Below are 18,488 nucleotides of genomic sequence, written 5' to 3'. Positions count from 1 at the left end.
TTAATTAAAATTAACGGAGAAGTTGAAGAACACCTTGAGGTTGTTGGTTGGCTTGAGCCAGCATTGCTTGTGCAGCTTGGGAAAGAATGTTGTTCTTTTGGAAGTTCATCATTTCTTTCGCCATATCTACATCGCGGATGCGGGATTCAGCTGCTGTCAGGTTTTCAGAGGATGTTCCCAGGTTGTTAATGGTATGCTCTAAGCGGTTTTGAACTGCACCGAGTTTGGAACGCTCTGCGGATACAAGTTCAATAGCATTGTTGATCGTTTTAATAGCAGCCGTTGCCTTATCATAACTAGTTACATCAAGTGCGTCGCCACCTGATGTACGCACTCCAATATCATCTGCTTTCATAGAGTTCATGCCTACGAGGATATTTTGTCCACTATTGGCACCAATCTGCATGCTGAATGCATCTGTAACATCGTCATTAGCCTGAACCGCAGCCTTAATGCTGATTGTAACACTCTCGCCAACTTTAAGATCCGCTAAACTGCCGCCTTCCAAATCCACGGCAACTCCGCCTATCGTGACTTGTGTCCCACTCACCACAACACCCGCGGGGCCAGGATCTCCAACGGTAAAGTCTGCAACACCACCAGAAGCAGCAGTATCCGTGCGTGTAACGACAATCGTTCCAGTTACCGCACTGGCAGCAGCAACGCTAACACCAGTAATATTTGCTTTCGTATTCAACTCGATTTCGGCCTTTGCATCTTCGGCTGCAACCAGACCTTTCTTAGAACCATCAATCAACTTCTGAGTATTAAACTCAGTAGTATTGGCAATCCGATCAATCTCATCGGTGAGCTGATTGATTTCCTTTTGGATTTCATCACGGTCTGTGGTGGAGTTGGTATCATTGGAAGCTTGAACAGCCAGCTCACGCATCCGTTGGAGAATGCTGTGGGTTTCATTCAGAGCACCTTCAGCGGTTTGGATAAGAGAGATGGAGTCTTGGGCATTCCGCTGAGCTTGGTCCAAACCACGGATTTGGCCGCGCATTTTTTCGGAGATAGCCAGACCTGCAGCATCGTCACCGGCACGGTTGATGCGGAGACCGGAAGAAAGCTTTTCCAAGGATTTTGCATTGTTGCTGTTGTTGACTGTCAATTGACGATAGGTGTTAATCGCTGACATATTGTGGTTAATAATCATAAGTATATTCCTCCTTGATTGTGATGCCGGGCATCCTTGCCCGTGCATTGTTTAATGATGCGGGGTATAGAACTTTCACCCTCCGGCCGGTGTAGGGAGAAGGTATCTACTTTCCTGCTTACTCATTATATCGTTGATTTTAAAAATTTCCTTAAGGCAATTTCAGACGAAAATCGTCCATTTTATCCCTTTTAGTCCAAATATGTCTCTATCCCTCGATATTATGCTACTAACTATCAGGTTTTTAAAATAACCATATATCCTTAAGCTACACTCTCTTATCCAAAAGTACCCCCACATAATCCCGGATCGCGGCCAGAGTATCCAGCAGCTCATGGGGTGGGAATTCCTTGATAACCTGGTCATTCCTTATATCGATGAATTTTACCATAAGCCGCTGGGTTCCCTCATGCATTTCAAATCGCAGATCGGCATTGACAGTCACCATAAATTTATTGAGATGCTCAGCTAATTTACTCGCATCCTCACGAGTAAGTTCTTCCTTACCCTTGTCTTCAGACTGGGATTGGTTCTTCCCGGATTCTGATTTATTGGCCGCTGTGGGTTTATTCAGTGCCAGATCATCTGGTTTGGCAACCTCCGGATTCGCCGCATAGTTGTTCGCGGGCGTTTGAACCGGGGGTTGTTTTACTGCAGTCATATCCATGCCTATCCTCTCTCCTTTTGCACACTATTCTTTATATAGATTATCGGCAAAACAAGAACAAGACTTAAGAGGGGAATTCCGACAATCTCCGGAATTCCCCTCTTAAGTCTATTTTTTGATATGAAACTCCTTTAAAGCAGTCAGTTCTGTCAGATCCATGGGAACGGCGGCCTCTTTATTCTCCGCTGCGATAGCATCGTAGATTTCACCCCGGTAGATTTTGATCTCTTTCGGGGCATCAATGGTGAGGCGGATACTGTCCCCTTTAATAGCTACGATGGTTACGACGATGTTATCGCCGATCACGATGCGCTCTCCTGCTTTACGGGTGAGTGCCAGCATCTTACTCGCCTCCTTCAGAAGTTCCCTGAGCTTGGGCCTCAGGGAAAAGCTTGTGGCGGATGGAATACTCCGTTTTATCCAGGATAATCTGTCTGCCGATACCCTTATTCCTATTAACAACGATAGGGGCCAGGAGATTGACAGTCATGTCGGTTATCTTCTCTCTCACCGTGCCAATCAGAAACACCTGGGGAGGATTTTCTTCCGAAAGTTCCAATTCCCCGGCCATTTCGTCGCCCAGAACGAACTCATACTCTGGAATGAAAGAAAAGGGCTCCACCAGCAGAAAGGACAAATCCGCTTCTGCCGTGGATTGAAGGAAGGAAAACGGACTGTTTTCATCATGGGGTAAATGGACAAAGGCTTTCTCGTCGAGAAAGCCTGGAATTCCATGAGGAAAATGAATGATCTGTTCAGGGGCCACTTCAAGGGTTCCAAATCGTGTGGATTCTATCTTCATTGTGCTTCCTCCTACACTTTAACATCTACTACGGAGATATCCAGTCGGGGATACTGAGTCACCTGGATGTCCACCTTTCCGGGCTGGTAGTCTGCGTCCACTCTTCCCCTCACCAAGTTGTAATTAAGTTTGCCCGGAATAACTTCGATCTGAGCCGGACTGGCTTCATAGCGGACAGAGGGAGCAACGATAGGCTCAAAGCTGAGCTCGCCTTTTTCCTCAAAGCATGATTCATAAGCCATGTCGGCGATGGCATTGTTAGCCGGATTACTAATCTGCGCCAGGCGGTTTCCTTTTTCCACGATGGCGGCAATGCCTTCCAAGGCCGCCTTCCTGCCGCGATCATAGTTTTCCTGGGAAAGGGCGGCTCTGGTCTTAAGGCCGATGGAATAATAATACTCCGTGCTGTCAATGGTTAATTTCCCGGCCGGTTGGCTGATTTGAAGCTGGGGAGAGATGTTCTCCATCTCAACCAGGGGAAGATGTTTCTTCATATCTAACCGGGCGTTCTGTATCGCATACTCCAGGCGAATGGGGTAACTCCTCATCCTGAGTTGGAGCAAACACAACACCCCCTTAAGCGGTCACTTTTTTATCAGCTATATCATTTAATACAATTTATCTGAGTTCCGGTTTATCTCAGGAAATCTGCCAGGGAGGGCTGAATAATCTTCGTTCCCACAGAAAGGGCGGCCTGATAAACACTATCCTGGGTCTTAAAGTCCACCAGAGTCTCCGCGATATCGGCGTAAAGAACGTTGGCGAGTGAATCTCCAAGATTGGCAGCGGTGGAATCCAGCTGGTTATAGACCGAATCCATACGGTTTTGCCGCGCACCCAGTTGAGCGCGGACATCGGAGATGTGATCCGCCTGAAGTTCCAGCTTGGTGAGTAAGACCTGCACGCCATCTTCGGTAGTCCCCGTGCCATCATCCACTCCATTGATGTTCGATTCCTTTAGAGCTTTGCTCAATTGGGCCAGGGTATCGAACATAGCAATCCCTGAAGCACCGGTCTCCTTGTACTCATAGGTGGGAGGATCGGTGGCAGGGGTCGTTTCGACATATTCCCAGCCTGCTCCGAATAAATCATGCCCGTTGACTGAGACTTCGATACTTAAATCACCGCCCACCTGGAATTTCTTCGTATCATCAGAGCCTTGCCAGTCGGTAGCTCCTTTGGGGAAGGGTTCAACATTGGCCGTCCCGCCAAAAATATATTTGGTACCTACTTTGGTATTGGCCAACTCGATGACATGCTCCCGGATTTGATCGATTTCAATGGCGATCTTTTGGCGGTCTTCATCATTCACAGTGGATGTATTCATAGCATGGATAGCCAGTTCTTTAGCCCGCTGAATCATAGAGGTCATCTCACCCAGAGTATCGTCTGTTGTATCCATGTAGGCTATGCCTTCCTTGGCATTGGCCTTCAATTGATTCACATAGGAAATGCTGCTTTTAAAGCGCAGGGAATTCTCTGTTCCCACCGGATCATCGGAGGGACGATTAATTTTTTGCCCTGTGGACATTTGATTCTGCAATTTATCCAAACGACCTTGAGCGGCCTGAAGGTTAAGGAGCAAATTGCGGGAAAGCATACTATTGGAAATTCGCAAAGCGGTTCACCATCCTTCCTTTATTCTAACGGGTAACGCCCATGCCGTTGACGATAGTATCCAACATACTGTCCAGCATGGTCACAATCCGCGCTGCCGCAGTATAACTCTTCTGGAATTTGACAAGGTTCGTTATTTCCTCATCCATATTTACTCCGACCACGGATTCCCGTTGATTATACATATGAGTGACGAGAACGGCCTGACTTTCCTTCATCCGGGTGGCTTGCTGGGCATCGACCCCTAGTTCAGCGAGAGCCGCTCCGTAATAGTCACCGATGGAAGCTGCCGATAAAGGAGTGGGCGGAGGGGTTGTTACAGGGTCCCCCGTCACAGGATCTGTCAAATCGGCAAGCCCGGTCCAGCCTGAGGACAAAGAACTAATAGCTTTGGCAATTTCTCCGTTGCCATAAGCTCCCACCGGGTCTCCGTTTGCATCCTTTGTAACTTTTCCAGTGGCAATTTTCCAAGGATCACTTATCAGTGCCGCATTCACTTTAATATTAGCGGCAGTGACTGTTCCTGCACTGGTATCAAAAAAATCAAGACCGGAATTATTATCCCTATCTATCCCTGTCCTATGAATCGCATTCACTGCTTCAGCGATACCTCTGGCCAGTTGGTTATACTGATCCCGCAAATAGGCCAAATGAGCATTAGCTTTGGTATCTCCATTAGCGGTATCATACTCAAATCCGGAACCCCGCAGTAAGATGCTGGCCTGAAGCTCTCCCGAGCCCTCGCCCAAATCAACAGGAGTACCGGCTCCCAGAGGATGTCCCGCACCCCATTTCACCTCAGCAAAGGGCTCTCCACTCGCTCCGGCTGCAGCAGGTGTCTCCAGTTGATAGGCCTTTGTATCATCCACCAGGATCTGACCGGATGTTTGATCATTGCCGATATAAAGTTTAAAGATATCAACCTGCCGATCTGTAAAAGTGGGATCCCGACTTTCCACGACCCGGACATTGACCAACTTGGAAAGCTCATCCACCAGGGCATCCCTTTTATCCAACAGGTCATTGGGATTATCCCCGGAAACTTGGACCTTCTTAATCTGAAGATTCAGCTCCTGAATCTGCTTGGCATACATATTGATCTGGCCGACTTGAACCCGTACGCTGGAGTCGAGGCTTTTTTGCAATTCGGTAATCTGCTGGTCAATATGATGGAGAGTATCGGCGAGAGTAGCCGCTCTCTCTAAAATAACAGATCGGGCGCCTAAATTTTCCGGATTATTAGCAAGCACACTCCAGGCATTCCAAAATTCGGTCAAATCGTTGCTCAAGCTGTTATCCGAAGGCTCATTGAGAAGTCCTTCGATCTGCGCCAGGGTATTTTCACGGGTTGCCCAGTACTCTTGTTTGGAATTCTCCCAACGGAATTGCCGATCGATAAAAATATCCCGGGCCCGCTCGATGCTCTGAACGGTGACTCCGGTACCGATGCTTAAGTAGTGCCCCATGCCGGGGATACTGTCGGGTGATGTCGCCTGCAAGTTAACTACTTGACGGGTATAGCCTGTCGTATTTGCATTGGCAATATTATGCCCTGTGGTATCCAAAGCGACCTGCTGGGATTCCAAGGCCCGTCTGGCTAACTCTAAACCGGCAAATGTGGAGCGCATACAAATCCTCCTCTAAATACTTCGATCGAGAAAACGAACTGCTTTGGATTCACTTTCTTTTTCCCCAGGGCGGTTATAGGTGCTGCCGTTGGGTTGTGCAGTCATGATACTTACGGTTAAGTTCGTCACTTTCATAGCCTGCTTAAGAAGCTGGTTATTGAGTTCATTGACTTCTTTTAAATTCATCACAACGTTTTCCAATTCAACCCTCACATCGGTTAATTCCGGAAAACGTTCAGCTAATTCTTTTAAGGTAATGCTTTCGGGTCCTTTCCCCAGGTGCCGGGCCGCTCGCTCAGTCCAAAGAAGCCGCTCCTTTTCCAAACGGGAGGCTTCGAGAAGAAGCTGCTCTTCCCGGATGGTCGTGGCTTCAATTTCTTGAAGATCGTTTCTGAGCAGTGCCTGTTGCTTCTTTTTGGCATAATCTTTAATTTCTTGGTAGAGAGCCGCTTGTTTCTTTAAGTTTTCATTTAATTGCTTAATCTCAGGCACCATAGAACCTCCTTCTGATCGTTCGCTATTCTAGACCGAGCAGCCTGCCGGCAATGGCTTGGGTATCGATCTTGAACTCACCTTTGTTGATCTGCTCTGTAATGTCACGAATCCGTTCTTCACGAACTTCAGGAATCTCCTTGACTTTCTGCAAGAGGCTTTGATAGATCTGTCCCCTGCCGGAGACTTTGATCCCATCCTGTTCCTGACCGGGTATTGCAGCTTTTGGGGTGATGGATGCCACTCGGTTGGTTGCCTGGATGCTGCCGATCGAGGACATTGATGTTCCATCTATTTTCATATTGAATCCACTCCCGTACACACTATCTTATCTTTATTATCGGCATTCTCTTTAAGAAGATGAGGGGTTATTTAACATGATTAAGTCAAAAAGTATTAGGATTGCTCTGTTTTTCTCCAGATATCATAACCATCTCTTTGTCGAAATAATTTTGTGCTTACTTTATCAGGCGATGCCCGACCATAAATCGTATAGGCCCCAAATTACCAACCGGTTGGTAATTTGGGGCCTATACGATAGAACAGCATCGTGAAATGCAAGCTAAGGATGTACCAGATTCGCAACCGGTTGCGAATCTGGTTTCACCCCCAAAAACGCCCTAATCTCACCATGAAAGTGAGACCAGGGCACTTTTCATTAAGGGGTATATTGCTCTGCTGACAGCTCCCGGCTGAGCTTTTCCAGGGAAATCGTCAGATCATCGAAAATCCCCACAGGAATGGTTTCCTCAAAAGGATAAATCGTGGATCTGGAAAACCTCCCTGTTTGCTCCAGTTGATAAACCATCACTATCTTATCTATCGGATGAATGATCCAGTATTCCCGGACGGCGTATTTTTCGTAGAGATTGAGCTTTTTTATATAATCCTTGGCAGCGCTGGAAGGAGATACGACTTCCATGATTAAGTCGGGACTGCCCAGACATCCCTTATCATCCAGCTTTTCCCGGTCACAGATGATCGCTATATCCGGCTGCACTACATTCGTGATGGTATCAGCTTTAGCCTTAGCATCTGCCAGTCTTACATCAAAAGGCGCTACGTAGACCTTACAGGGCTTGTCTACCAAATAATTAGCGATTTGACGGAAAGCTTCACCTACAATTTCCTGATGAATTCTCGTTGGCGCAGTCATGGCATAAGGTATTCCCTCAATGAGTTCCACTGGGTTATCCTCCGGCCAAGTAAGATAATCAGCATAAGTAAACTTTCTGGTTGTGTATTGTTCCACAGCCGAGCTTTCTTTAACTTCTTGCTCCATTGAATTCCCTCCTTTACTACAATTTTAGCACATAATGGCAAAACCGTCGAGACAGCCTTCCTTCTTCTTTATAAGCTTCATTATGGGCCTTTAGACCTATAAAGTTTTATGCCTTTTCTGCCGATATTCTTTATAGTGCCTTCTTCCTTAAGCAGGTTCCTCGAACATACACCATTTCTAACAAAAAATCTAACAAAGGGGGTAGCCGGTTTACCGGCCAAGCATAATGGATATTTCAACATTATTAGGAATTATCATCGGTTTTGGAGCATTGATTCTCGGGTTTATCCTCGAAGGGGGGCATGTGAGTTCACTGTTTCTGCTTCCCCCCGCCATTATTGTTTTTGGCGGCACCTTCGGAGCAGTCTTTGCCAGCTTTCCCTTGAAGGAGATGAAAAAATTACCCACCTGGCTGAAGATTGCTTTTACTGATAAAAGTTATGGTACACTGGAAGCATACGAGACCCTCATTCGCTTTGCAGAGAAGGCCCGCCGGGAAGGTCTGCTCAGTCTTGAGCAGGAGCTGGAAGAAGTAGAAGATCGTTTTACACGACAGGGAATGCAGCTGGTCATCGACGGCACGGATCCGGATATTACCCGGGAGATCCTCGAGTCCAATATTGCCGTGATGGAAAAACGCCACAAAGTCGGCATCTCCGTCTTCGAAGCCGCAGGGGGTTATAGCCCCACCTTAGGGATTATCGGTACGGTCATGGGACTGGTCCATGTTTTGGGCAATCTCACAGACCCGGAATCCCTTTCCAAATCCATCGCCGGAGCCTTTTTGGCGACCTTGTACGGCGTCTGCTTTGCTAATCTTCTCTATTTGCCCATCGCCACAAAGCTCAAGCAAAAGGATAAAATCGAAGTCGCCTCCATGGAAATGATTATGGATGGGATTCTATCCATTCAAGCCGGGGAAAACCCCTCTATTCTCAAAGAGAAATTAAAAACTCATCTTGGCAATATTATGGAGCCGGCACACTCACGGAACGAGTAAAGTGAACGATGCTCTTTCCGCCAAATAAAACATAGTATAGAATTAAGGTGAACACATGGCAAGAAAACGAACTGAAGAACCCGAAAAAGATACTTCCGAACGTTGGCTTCTGACTTATTCGGACCTGATCACTCTGCTCATGATTTTCTTTGTCGTCATGTACTCCATGAGCAGGGTGGATGCAGATAAATTCCAGGCCATGGCGGAGTCCCTCAGCATCGCTTTAGGGGGAGGCTCTGCCCAGGTCGAGATCGGCACCTCTCCCTCCGGACCAAACCTGATTGAAACTTACCCCGCCAACAAACCCCAAGAAGGAAAAGGACCCGAGGATGGCGAAGGAAATGGTGATGGTACCGGCGCCGATATGGAGAATATGACCATTGAAACCATTAAGCAGAAGCTGGATAAATTTGCTGCAGATAATGGCATCGAAACCAAGCTGGTCTCCTCTATTGAAGAACGGGGACTGGTCATCAGCATTCAGGATACCCTCCTTTTCGAGAGCGGAGCTGCAGTCATCACCCCCAAAGCCCGGGAAATCCTCGATAAAATCAACAACGTTCTTGCTTCAGCGCCAAACTACATCAAAGTGGAAGGGCATACGGATAATCTCCCCATTAACACCAGCCGGTTCCCCAGCAACTGGGAGCTTTCCGTCCTCCGGGCCACCAATGTGGTGCACATCATGCAGGAGATCATCCCAGCTGAACAGCTCTCCGCTACCGGTTATGGAGAATACCGTCCTCTTACCTCCAACGACACCGAAGCCGGACGGGCAAGAAACCGCCGGGTTGACCTGGTCATCCTCCGCTCCAAATATGACTTAACGGAGCCCGGACAGTCCCTGGAAACCGATCCGACTTCAGGAACCTCCGCACTCCGTTAACTTAGCGAATGGTTGAAATACCCTTAAAAAGCGAGGTTCTTGATCGCCCGGTAAACGATTTCCGTGGCCAGCTCAACCTGCTCCCGCTTCACTATCCCTATGGTATCCTGAGTGGTGTGGTTGTTTTCCAGCCACTCCCGGGCCAGAAGGGTTACCGCCGGGATGCCCACTTTAGCAAAGGTGATCTGGTCGCTGTTATGACCATTGCCGGAAACCACCATAGCGCTGGCGCTCACTTCAGCGGCAGCCTTTTGCACAGCTTCAACTGCTATCCCGGCCTTATTATCCGCCCAAAGGCCGAAATTGCCAATCATGCCGTTACCGATGGTATCTACGTTGATAACGGCCTTTATTCTTTCTAAGGGGAAACTAGGATTCCTGACAAAGGCTTTCGAGCCCAAAAAGCCCATCTCTTCCCCGCTCCAAAAGGCGAAGACCAGAGTCTTCTTGGGAACCGCATTCTCCCGAACCAGCCGCCTAATTACATCAAGGACACAGCCCACTCCGGAAGCATTGTCATTTGCTCCCGGGTACAACTGCCCTTCAAAGATCCCCAGATGATCATAATGGGCTGAGATCAGGATAATCTCCTCCGTGTCGCCCTTAAGTCCGCCGAGAATATTCAGGCTGGGGGCCCGAAGATGGTCAGGGTTGCCTACGGTAAAGGTTAAGCGGTTACCCACAAAAGTTTCCTTGACTTCATGAATCGTAAAGGCATGGGCATAGCTCTGATCATTATCCCCCATGGGTTTAAGTCCCAGCATGCTCAGCTCCCGGGACAGATATTGGGACGCTCTTCCCTCCCCTGCCTGACCGGTTCGTCTTCCTTCCATTTCCGGAGCGCTCAAAGCCAGAATATCATCCATGGCTGTTCTGTTGAGGCTTGCCGATTGGAAATACTCATAAATCGTTTGGGCTTCCGGAGGGACTACGTAGAGCTTGACCCGGGGTTGCTTCATTAAAGGCTCAATCGCTGCTTTTAACTTGTTGTCAAAGCCGATCCACGGTAAAGCAAAAGCTCCCAGACCAAATAGCATTTTCAAAAAAATCCGTCGTGTTTGCATGTACAGCGTCCTTTCAAGTCTTTTACAGGGGGAATACCAATGCCACTACGAATTAACGGAGCTCAACAGCCCGAGTCCCTGACCCGCACCAATTCCTCATCCCAAAAGGGGGAGCTTGATTTCAATCAGATTATGAATCAGACCCGGAAACTGCAGGGACAGGAACTTCAGGAATTTTTGACCCGTTTGGAAAAGAAGGGCCAGCAGCTGGCTGAAAGTTTCTCACTGCGGGATTTGTCCGATTTCAAAGATATGGTCAAGTCCTTTTTACGCTCCACCTTCGGGCAAAGCCGTCGGGTCTCTGAAGAATCCTTCTGGGATTTTCAAGGACGGCCTAAGGTGCTCTCACGAATCAACGATATTGATAAAGCCCTTGAGGAGCTTGGGCAAAAAGTACTGGATACCCAGGCAAAGCCTTTAGAGATTCTCAGCCAAATCGATGAGATTCGCGGACTGATCATTGATTTATTTGGATGATTTCATCTTGACCAGGCCAAATTCCTTCTTTATGCTTAAAGTTAGCAATAAAAAAGCAAAAAAGATGAAAAGAGGTGCTTTCTTGGCAAATTTAGATACCAATACTTATGAATGGTTTATCAAAGCTTTCCATCCGAAAAGCGGGCTCGATCTTAATTTTTATAAGCAGAATCAAATGGAGCGGCGTATCCGAAGCTTTATGGCTTCACATAATCATAAGACCTTCCCAGACTTCATTAAGGCATTGGAGCAGGATAAGGTGTTGTTCGATGCCTTTTTCAAACATTTAACCATTAATGTCACTCAGTTCTTCCGGGATACCAACCAATGGAAAACACTAAGAGAAGTGATTCTTCCCAAGCTGCTTGAAAAGAAGACTCCCTTAAAGATCTGGAGTGCGGGATGTTCAAGCGGGCAGGAGCCCTATACCATGGCCATTACCTTAATGGAATACTTCCCCCAGGCCCGTTTCAGCATCCTGGCTTCGGATATTGATGTCAATGTTCTGGAACAAGCGAAAAAGGGGATTTATAAGGAAGCTGATTTCGCCAGCACTGCCCCGGAGATCATTAAGAAGTACTTTACTCCTGTCGATGGTGGGTACCAAATCAAGGATCAGGTCAAACGGGCTGTCACCTTCCAACGGCAAAATCTTCTCACCGACCGCTTCGATTCAGGTTTCGATCTGCTGGCCTGCCGCAATGTGGTCATTTACTTCACCGAGGAGGCCAAAGACATGCTCTATCGTAAATTCGCCAACTCCTTGAACCCGGGAGGGATTCTCTTTACCGGAAGCACGGAACATCTCTTTGGCATGAACCATCTGGGCTTTAAGCTGATCTCCTCATTCTTCTATGAAAAGCAAATCAAGGCCTAACGCTTTGTCCATATTTTTGCCATCTACCCCTGTGTCATCGGAAAAGGAAGATTCTTTTTCGGAGTAACACAGGGGATTTTTAAAAGAATCGTTCGTCAATAATCGATTTTTAATTGGTTTATCTGAGGTTTTTATACTTAAAAGCCCAGCCTTACCCGAGGCAGAGGTGGTGCAAGAGCTCATTTTGTCGGATATCTTACTTTTCATTTTATCAATAGTTTGTTAAACTAATATTAAAACCAAGTAAAGGATATTGGTCAGAGGCTAACTAAAACTAAGAGGAAGGTGGGATTTCTATTGTATTTCCACGGTAATCTTATCATCTGTTATGTCCAAGACCCTGATAACAATCGTTATCTTTTTCAGCTGACAGGAGGGGAGGTATGCCCTGTCAGCAAGGAGGATTTCTATGCCCATTGGCAGGAGTACCGTGCCTTTGAAGAAGCACGTGCTCTGGAGGAAGGAGTCTCCTATCGTCCACTTCCTGTTACCTTCTCCACCACCTGCAGTGTTCAACGCACGCCTATCAATATGCATTTGAGGCGCAAGCGCAAATCAGCTTATTTAATGCAACAGCCCATGCTTGCTCATGGCTAAATTGCGAAAAAGAGCTGAATAGCGTATGCGCCTTTTGATTTGCATGAAAAAGGGACTTTTACAGTCCCTTTTTTGTGTCATTATTTAATTTTAGCTCAATATAACCTCTTAAGTCGGATGGTTGGATTGTTGGTAGGCTGCTACCAGCTCATCCACATGATAAGTAACTCCTTTACCTTTGTACTCCAGCGAGACCTGCTGGGCTGTGGGGTTATAGCCGATATACTTCATCCCCAACTGCTTCGCCATCTTCGCCAGTTCAATACGCGCGCTTCGTCCCAGGTCTTGAAATTTCATAATGCACACGCCCCTTATACCATTTTTTCTCTCTTTCAGGTAAATCTCGGGAGTTTGGAGTACGTATTCAGTTTTCATTAAGATAATGATATCCTATTCACCGGTATGTTGCAACTTGCATTTCCATCCAGAGTTGTTGATTTTTTCTCCTTTAATCCTTGGGCTGTCTTACCACATCAATGACGGTTCCATCCCGGTATTCCACCACAGCCACCACCCGATCGGTGAACTCTATGGTTTCGGGAACCCCAGTCAGATTTTCGGATAGTTTTTTGAGTTCCTCAATGGCCATGATGGGCAGTTCGCTGTCTTTAAGCTTTTCCAGGAGATCGGTGCGGCGGGGATTGATGGCAATACCGCGCTCAGTCACTAAAACGTCGATGGTTTCTCCGGGAGTGGTCACTGTGGTGACTCTATCCTTAACCACCGGCAGCCGCCCTTTGGTCAGGTTGGTCACGATAATGGCGATCTTAGCGCCGGCTGCGGTGTCGTTATGGCCCCCAGAAGCTCCCATGATGATCCCATCGGAACCAGTGACCACGTTGACATTAAAGTCCGTGTCGATCTCCGTAGCTCCTAAGATCATGACATCCAGGTTATTGACGATAGCTCCTTTATCATGAGGGTTTCCATAGAGAGAACCGGACATGGCCTGATGCCGTGGATTTTCCCGATAGGATGCCACGGCTTGCAAATCAAAGCATTGCACATCAAAAAGGTTTCGAAACAACCCTTCATTGAGCATATCTACAATATAGCCTGTAATCCCACCGGCAGCAAAAGACCCGACCACCTTCTTTTCCTTCATGAATTGTCGTACTTCAGCAGCTACAGCTAAGGATGTTCCGCCGGCTCCGGTTTGGAAGGACATTTCATTTTGGATATACCCTGCTTCATTGATGAGTTGGGCGGCCATTTTGGCAATCCGCAGACCCACAGGGTCTTTGGTCACAGTAAGAGTTCCCGAAACAATTCCATTGGCATCACCGATGGAATCCACCTGAACCACATAATCGACAAAGTCTTGGGTAATCTCAATGGGACAGGCCGGATAAGGGGCTAAATGATCGGTTACTGCCACAACTTTATCTGCGAAGAAGGCATCGGCCACTGCATAGGATAAGGTGCCACAGGCGGTAGGGCCGCCCACTCCGTTGAGATTACCATAAGCGTCGGCTGTAGGAGCGGCAATAAAGGCCACATCAATATGGAGGTCCCCACTTTCAATCGCCCGGGGGCGCCCTCCGTGGCTCATCAACACAGCAGGCTTTTGCAGGAGACCCTGGGAAATGGCTTTAGCCACAGGTCCAGGGGAAATATAGTTGACGGAAATTTTGGTGACGATACCCTTTTTAATATACTCCACAAGGGGCTCATGAATGGGGAAAATTCCTGTTGCCGCCACATGAATATCTTTGACCCCACGCTTGGCGACAGAAGCCATCACCTGATTAAGGACATAATCGCCATTTCTTAAATGGTGATGAAAGGATAATGTCATTCCATCTTTGATTCCCACTTTATCTAAAGCCTCTTCAATATTGGCCAGCAGTTTCTTCTCTCCGGGTTTAACGGAGCGCAGTGTCACTGAAGCTTTAGCCCGTTCACCATAGTTGGCAAAGGCCCCCATGAATGGCCTGACTTCTCCGTAGCCTTCTATGTAATCCAGTATCTCTCTTCCAAGGATATTCTTCATGGCTTTTTTCATCCCTTCTTCTCTAATATCGTTCTTAATAAGATTAAGATCTTTCGCTGATTCTTCCCTCCGGATTCACGATTACACGATTATTTAAAAGATGGCATTCAGGGTATCAATCTGACGTCCATCCAAGGCTAGTTTTCCTGTAAAGCCCATTCTTTTCGCGGTTAAGGCATCCTTTTCCAAACCCTCGTTATCATTGCTGTCAGCAAAGCAGGTGTCGATGGCATGGATACCGGCTGCCCGGCAGGCGATGCCTACCCGGCCACGAACATAGCGAAGTTCATCCCCTTCTTTGGTACGCTTCGAGCCGAACTCGTCCATGAGACCTTCGGCATTCAGCCATACGCCGGTAACCCGTGGAGAAGTCTCGATCAAGGTGTTGATGGTCTCTATACCCAGAGCCGTTTCCAGGACAGGAATCAACTCAATACCGCCTTGAGGAAACCCCTCTTCATTTTCTATGGTTGTAAGTATACTATCCACCTGTTTGATGACTTCCTGATTGGCTTTAGGGATAACGAGGGCCCCCGGCTTTACCCGAGGGATACTATCCATATCCTTTTGCCCGTCTTCGGTGTCCAGCGGATTGATTCGAACCATGACTTCTGTCTTAGAGTAGTCCAAGAAACTGAGTGCTTCTTTGACCAGATGACGAGCACTGTCTTTTTCCTGGGGAACGACTCTTTCTTCCAAATCAAAAAGAACCACATCAGGATCAAACACAGGTGCATCTTGCATGCTTTTTGGACTGTTTCCGGATAGTATTAAAAGACTTCTTCTTCTCTTTATCATTAAAAACGTCTCCCTTCATAAGAAAAACACAAAAAATAAAACACCGTTTCGAAATTCGATTATCAAAACTTCAACGCATTTCTGAAGCGAGGGCCCTCTCCAAAGCCGTCTGAACACGTGCTCGTATGGTATAGTCCAAGGCACCTTTGTCCTGGACTTTAACGATGACATTATCTACACCCATTTCAGCCACCTTGTCCCGCACAACTTCCTCGATTTGCTTACCGAATTGCTTGAGGATGACTCGTTTGGTTTCCAATTGAATTTGAACCCCGCCTTGATCATTGGGCATCACAGTCACCAGTACATCATTGGATTCTAATGCCCCCGCCTTTGCCGTAGTGCTGATCTTCATAGAAATTCCTCCTTACACCTCTTAAGTATTGCATGCTCTTGTCTCATTTTATGCAATATGTGTGCACTATCTTTTTAAGTGTAAACCTATTCTTCTCACTTTGACAATAGTAAAGCAAACTTTTGGGAAATTTCGGAATTTTACGAAAATCTAACTATCTGAGACAGTTCTCAAAACCAGGTGTATAATTTAAGCATACGTTCTGTAAAGAACCAGTCTGAACTACACATTATATACCTAGGAGGCATCTATGTGAGTATCTTTGAAGCCCTTATGCTCCTTAGTTTTGGAGCTGCATGGCCTTTCTCCATTCACAAATCTTATGTATCCCGGTCGATAGAAGGAAAAAGCCCTTTCTTTCTTATCATTCTGATCTTCGGTTATATCGCCGGCATTCTGCACAAGCTCTTTTACCAGTACGATCAGGTAATCTACCTTTATATACTGAACCTGCTTATGGTCTCGGTAGATTTTCTCCTCTATCTTCGCAATAGCCGTCTGGCCAAAGTTCATCGTAAGATTTCTCAACCTATTATTTAGATTGCCTATAGAAGGATAATTAGGCTCCTCAATAGAAAGCCTATTACTACGGAAGTTTCCTTGACAAGGGGGAATCACAATGAGTGAGAAGCAAAACGAACTGGAACAACGCCTTATGGTCGGCCTGCACGGAACGCCCGAGCTCAAACACAGTGAGAAAGTGCAGCACCTTGGTCAATTCCGTGAACGAATCATCAGGTTGCTTACCAAAGACCAGGTAGATGATAGCCATGTCTATCCTGAAATCGAAGAAGCGCTTAAAGATCCCCGGGCCTCCCGCCTTCTTCTCAACGGGGATTTAGCTTATCGATATCGTGATAAATATATAAAAATCGCCCGCAAACACAGCAAGCCTTATACCGTGGTCAATGACCCCAGCCTGAAAGGCAATGCGGGCCTAATCGTGGTGGCTGACTACGCTGTGGATGTGGATAAGATCGAGGTTGAGTAAAATAAAAGGACGGTTCAAAGCAAAATACGCTTTGGTCCGTCCCTTTTTATCTTAATTTAATTTTATATCCATCTTAGCACATCTTGATCCATCAGCTCACGGATTGGACCCTGCGCTTGCTGAGAACCTCAAAGACTTCATCCCGTTCTTCCTTGATTTCTCTGATGTCCACAGAGTTATGAACTATTGCTTTTTCTAATACAACAGTTTTGTCATCAATAAGCCGAATAATTTGTTCATGTTCTCTTTCATTTTGTTCACGATGAGCCACTTGGCCTTCAGCTAGAATCTTAATGTCTTTACGAATATCATCGATGGACACTTCTACCTTTCTTAAGCGCTGATCAATGCCTTGGACACGCTGGTCAATTCCTTGAACTCGCTGGTCAATTCCTTGAACTCGCTGGTCAATGCCTTGAACTTGCTGGTTAATGCCTTGCAGCAATTCTAGAATAAGCCGCTCATTCTCCACTTTGCCACCACCTTTAAAGATTCCTCTGTCAGCATTTTACCATAATACTTCTCTTATTCCTATACCAGGATGGCGGCAGCCCATGGACTTTTAGGCGCTTGGGCAAATAGGATTCTATGGCTTCAAGACAACTTTAATGCAGTTATCCTTTTTCTCGTCAAAAATCTCATAGGCATGTTCCCCTTTATCTAGGGAAAGCCGGTGAGTAATGATATCTGTAGCATCAAACCGGCCTGTTTTGATCAATTCCATGATCGGCTCCACATAGGAATGGGCCGGGCATTGCCCCATCTTCAAGGTAATGTTTCTGGAGAAAAAATCCCCCAGAGGAAACAAATTATACTTCGAACCATAGACCCCTACCAAAGCTACGGTTCCACCTTTTCTCACTGCCTGAGTGGCAATTTCAATGGCTGATTTGGAGCCCCCTTGGAGCTTAAGCAAGGTCTCCATTTTCTCAAAGGTGGACGCTTTACCATCCATACCTACACAGTCGATCACCACATCGGCACCTCCGTGAGTTATCTCCTTAATATACTCGCCGGTGTTGTCGTGGTCTTCAAAATTAATGACCTCCACCCCATAGTATCTATAGGCATGATCCAGCCGGTAGCTAATATGATCCACGGCAATGACTCGCTTGGCCCCCTGGAAAATAGCCCATTTGATGGTCAGCAGACCTACCGGCCCACAGCCCAGAACCACCACTGTATCGCCCTTTTTTACCCCGCCGATTTCCACTCCCCAGTAAGAGGTAGGCAGGATATCTGTCAAGAAGAGGACCTGTTCGTCGGTTAATTCCTCCGGAACCACTTTAGGCCCCACATTGGCGTAAGGAACTCGCAGGTACTCCGCCTGTCCCCCATCATAACCGCCAAAAGTATTGCTGTAGCCAAAATACGCTCCCACTTCGGCTTCAGGATTCGCGTTATCACACTGACTCCACAGGTCATGCTCACAGTACCAGCAATGTCCGCAGGCAATAGGAAAAGGCACAATAACCCGATCTCCTTTTTTAATGTTGTACACATCCCCGCCTACCTCTTCTACGATGCCCATGGTCTCATGACCAAGAACAAACCCCTCGGGCATACCGGGAACCATACCGTGAATAAGATGAAGATCCGAGCCGCATATGGCTGTGGATGTGACCTTGACAATGATGTCGTCAGGCTTCTGTATTCCCGGATCTCCGACATTCTTAACTTTAACATCCCGAATTCCCTCATAAACTATTGCTTTCATACCTACACCTTCTAGAAAGTTATTTTGCAGATAGCTTTCTCCTGGCAGTGCAGATCTATACAAAACCAATTTTTTGAGCCTTGATG

24 protein-coding genes are annotated in these 18,488 nt (G+C 46.9%); 7 read left to right on the top strand and 17 right to left on the bottom strand.

Annotated elements, in window-relative coordinates; genetic code table 11:
* Positions 1-10 precede the first annotated feature (10 nt).
* From DESLBE_RS21980 to DESLBE_RS21935, 10 genes are all read right to left on the bottom strand, one after another.
* The gene (locus DESLBE_RS21980; protein WP_005816285.1) at positions 11-1,159 is read right to left on the bottom strand and encodes a flagellin; all 1,149 of its coding nucleotides are present in this window, start codon (positions 1,157-1,159) and stop codon (positions 11-13) included.
* Between the two features lie 268 nt (positions 1,160-1,427).
* The gene (locus DESLBE_RS21975; protein ID WP_144678202.1) at positions 1,428-1,826 is read right to left on the bottom strand and encodes a flagellar protein FlaG; all 399 of its coding nucleotides are present in this window, start codon (positions 1,824-1,826) and stop codon (positions 1,428-1,430) included.
* Between the two features lie 108 nt (positions 1,827-1,934).
* Positions 1,935-2,168 (bottom strand): carbon storage regulator CsrA, encoded by a 234-nt coding sequence (gene csrA, locus DESLBE_RS21970; RefSeq protein ID WP_005816291.1) that lies wholly within the window; start codon positions 2,166-2,168, stop codon positions 1,935-1,937.
* A 1-nt stretch (position 2,169) separates the two neighbouring features.
* Positions 2,170-2,628 carry a flagellar assembly protein FliW gene (gene fliW, locus DESLBE_RS21965; RefSeq protein ID WP_018305788.1) on the bottom strand — a complete coding sequence of 153 codons (459 nt, stop codon included), beginning with the start codon at positions 2,626-2,628 and terminating at the stop codon, positions 2,170-2,172.
* A gap of 11 nt (positions 2,629-2,639) precedes the next feature.
* A complete protein-coding gene (locus DESLBE_RS21960; RefSeq protein ID WP_144678201.1) occupies positions 2,640-3,191 on the bottom strand; it encodes a DUF6470 family protein in 552 nt (183 codons plus the stop codon).
* 71 nt (positions 3,192-3,262) lie between these two features.
* Entirely contained in the window at positions 3,263-4,246 is a 984-nt protein-coding gene (flgL, locus tag DESLBE_RS21955; protein WP_144678200.1) for a flagellar hook-associated protein FlgL, read from the bottom strand.
* A 25-nt stretch (positions 4,247-4,271) separates the two neighbouring features.
* A complete protein-coding gene (gene flgK / locus DESLBE_RS21950) occupies positions 4,272-5,873 on the bottom strand; it encodes a flagellar hook-associated protein FlgK (protein WP_005816299.1) in 1,602 nt (533 codons plus the stop codon).
* A gap of 12 nt (positions 5,874-5,885) precedes the next feature.
* A complete protein-coding gene (locus DESLBE_RS21945; RefSeq protein ID WP_026198781.1) occupies positions 5,886-6,365 on the bottom strand; it encodes a flagellar protein FlgN in 480 nt (159 codons plus the stop codon).
* Between the two features lie 25 nt (positions 6,366-6,390).
* Positions 6,391-6,666 (bottom strand): flagellar biosynthesis anti-sigma factor FlgM, encoded by a 276-nt coding sequence (flgM, locus tag DESLBE_RS21940; protein WP_018305784.1) that lies wholly within the window; start codon positions 6,664-6,666, stop codon positions 6,391-6,393.
* A gap of 357 nt (positions 6,667-7,023) precedes the next feature.
* Positions 7,024-7,647 carry a Uma2 family endonuclease gene (locus tag DESLBE_RS21935; protein ID WP_018305783.1) on the bottom strand — a complete coding sequence of 208 codons (624 nt, stop codon included), beginning with the start codon at positions 7,645-7,647 and terminating at the stop codon, positions 7,024-7,026.
* 226 nt (positions 7,648-7,873) lie between these two features.
* Between DESLBE_RS21935 and DESLBE_RS21930 the strand changes: the two genes are divergently transcribed.
* Together DESLBE_RS21930 and DESLBE_RS21925 are read left to right on the top strand one after the other, a co-directional pair.
* Entirely contained in the window at positions 7,874-8,647 is a 774-nt protein-coding gene (locus tag DESLBE_RS21930) for a flagellar motor protein (RefSeq protein WP_018305782.1), read from the top strand.
* 55 nt (positions 8,648-8,702) lie between these two features.
* Positions 8,703-9,533, top strand: coding sequence for a flagellar motor protein MotB (locus tag DESLBE_RS21925; RefSeq protein ID WP_018305781.1), 831 nt, complete (start codon positions 8,703-8,705; stop codon positions 9,531-9,533).
* Positions 9,534-9,556: 23 nt separating this feature from the next.
* Here DESLBE_RS21925 and DESLBE_RS21920 read toward each other — a convergent pair whose 3' ends face one another.
* Complete coding sequence (locus DESLBE_RS21920; protein ID WP_058491199.1) at positions 9,557-10,597, bottom strand: M20/M25/M40 family metallo-hydrolase; 1,041 nt, start codon at positions 10,595-10,597, stop codon at positions 9,557-9,559.
* 39 nt (positions 10,598-10,636) lie between these two features.
* On the opposite strand from DESLBE_RS21920, the gene DESLBE_RS21915 reads away from it, so the two are divergent.
* The 3 genes from DESLBE_RS21915 to DESLBE_RS21905 all read left to right on the top strand — a co-directional run bounded on the left by DESLBE_RS21915 (position 10,637) and on the right by DESLBE_RS21905 (position 12,548).
* Positions 10,637-11,074: a YaaR family protein gene (locus DESLBE_RS21915; RefSeq protein WP_058491200.1), complete on the top strand. Its 438-nt coding sequence runs from the start codon at positions 10,637-10,639 to the stop codon at positions 11,072-11,074.
* 82 nt (positions 11,075-11,156) lie between these two features.
* Complete coding sequence (locus DESLBE_RS21910) at positions 11,157-11,951, top strand: protein-glutamate O-methyltransferase CheR (protein WP_058491282.1); 795 nt, start codon at positions 11,157-11,159, stop codon at positions 11,949-11,951.
* 297 nt (positions 11,952-12,248) lie between these two features.
* A complete protein-coding gene (locus DESLBE_RS21905; RefSeq protein WP_058491201.1) occupies positions 12,249-12,548 on the top strand; it encodes a hypothetical protein in 300 nt (99 codons plus the stop codon).
* A gap of 108 nt (positions 12,549-12,656) precedes the next feature.
* Here the strand turns inward: DESLBE_RS21905 and DESLBE_RS21900 are convergent, their stop codons facing one another.
* From DESLBE_RS21900 to citD, 4 genes are all read right to left on the bottom strand, one after another.
* The gene (locus DESLBE_RS21900; RefSeq protein ID WP_018212530.1) at positions 12,657-12,845 is read right to left on the bottom strand and encodes a hypothetical protein; all 189 of its coding nucleotides are present in this window, start codon (positions 12,843-12,845) and stop codon (positions 12,657-12,659) included.
* A gap of 151 nt (positions 12,846-12,996) precedes the next feature.
* Positions 12,997-14,541: a citrate lyase subunit alpha gene (gene citF, locus DESLBE_RS21895; protein WP_035214682.1), complete on the bottom strand. Its 1,545-nt coding sequence runs from the start codon at positions 14,539-14,541 to the stop codon at positions 12,997-12,999.
* A gap of 93 nt (positions 14,542-14,634) precedes the next feature.
* Complete coding sequence (locus DESLBE_RS21890) at positions 14,635-15,339, bottom strand: CoA ester lyase (protein ID WP_058491202.1); 705 nt, start codon at positions 15,337-15,339, stop codon at positions 14,635-14,637.
* Positions 15,340-15,409: 70 nt separating this feature from the next.
* A complete protein-coding gene (gene citD, locus DESLBE_RS21885; RefSeq protein ID WP_058491203.1) occupies positions 15,410-15,694 on the bottom strand; it encodes a citrate lyase acyl carrier protein in 285 nt (94 codons plus the stop codon).
* A 252-nt stretch (positions 15,695-15,946) separates the two neighbouring features.
* On the opposite strand from citD, the gene DESLBE_RS21880 reads away from it, so the two are divergent.
* Together DESLBE_RS21880 and DESLBE_RS21875 are read left to right on the top strand one after the other, a co-directional pair.
* Positions 15,947-16,234, top strand: coding sequence for a hypothetical protein (locus DESLBE_RS21880; protein ID WP_026183953.1), 288 nt, complete (start codon positions 15,947-15,949; stop codon positions 16,232-16,234).
* Between the two features lie 79 nt (positions 16,235-16,313).
* Positions 16,314-16,685, top strand: coding sequence for a YueI family protein (locus tag DESLBE_RS21875; protein WP_058491204.1), 372 nt, complete (start codon positions 16,314-16,316; stop codon positions 16,683-16,685).
* A 91-nt stretch (positions 16,686-16,776) separates the two neighbouring features.
* On the opposite strand, the gene DESLBE_RS21870 is transcribed toward DESLBE_RS21875, so the two are convergent.
* Entirely contained in the window at positions 16,777-17,157 is a 381-nt protein-coding gene (locus DESLBE_RS21870) for a hypothetical protein (protein ID WP_058491205.1), read from the bottom strand.
* A gap of 114 nt (positions 17,158-17,271) precedes the next feature.
* On the bottom strand, positions 17,272-18,402 hold the full coding sequence (locus tag DESLBE_RS21865; RefSeq protein ID WP_058491206.1) for a zinc-dependent alcohol dehydrogenase: 1,131 nt from the start codon (positions 18,400-18,402) through the stop codon (positions 17,272-17,274).
* Positions 18,403-18,488 lie beyond the last annotated feature (86 nt).

The organism is Desulfitobacterium sp. LBE, from assembly GCF_007830365.1.
Classification (GTDB): domain Bacteria; phylum Bacillota; class Desulfitobacteriia; order Desulfitobacteriales; family Desulfitobacteriaceae; genus Desulfitobacterium; species Desulfitobacterium hafniense.
The sequence above is the reverse complement of the archived record's forward strand: the minus strand, read 5'-3'. Positions and strand labels throughout refer to the sequence as shown.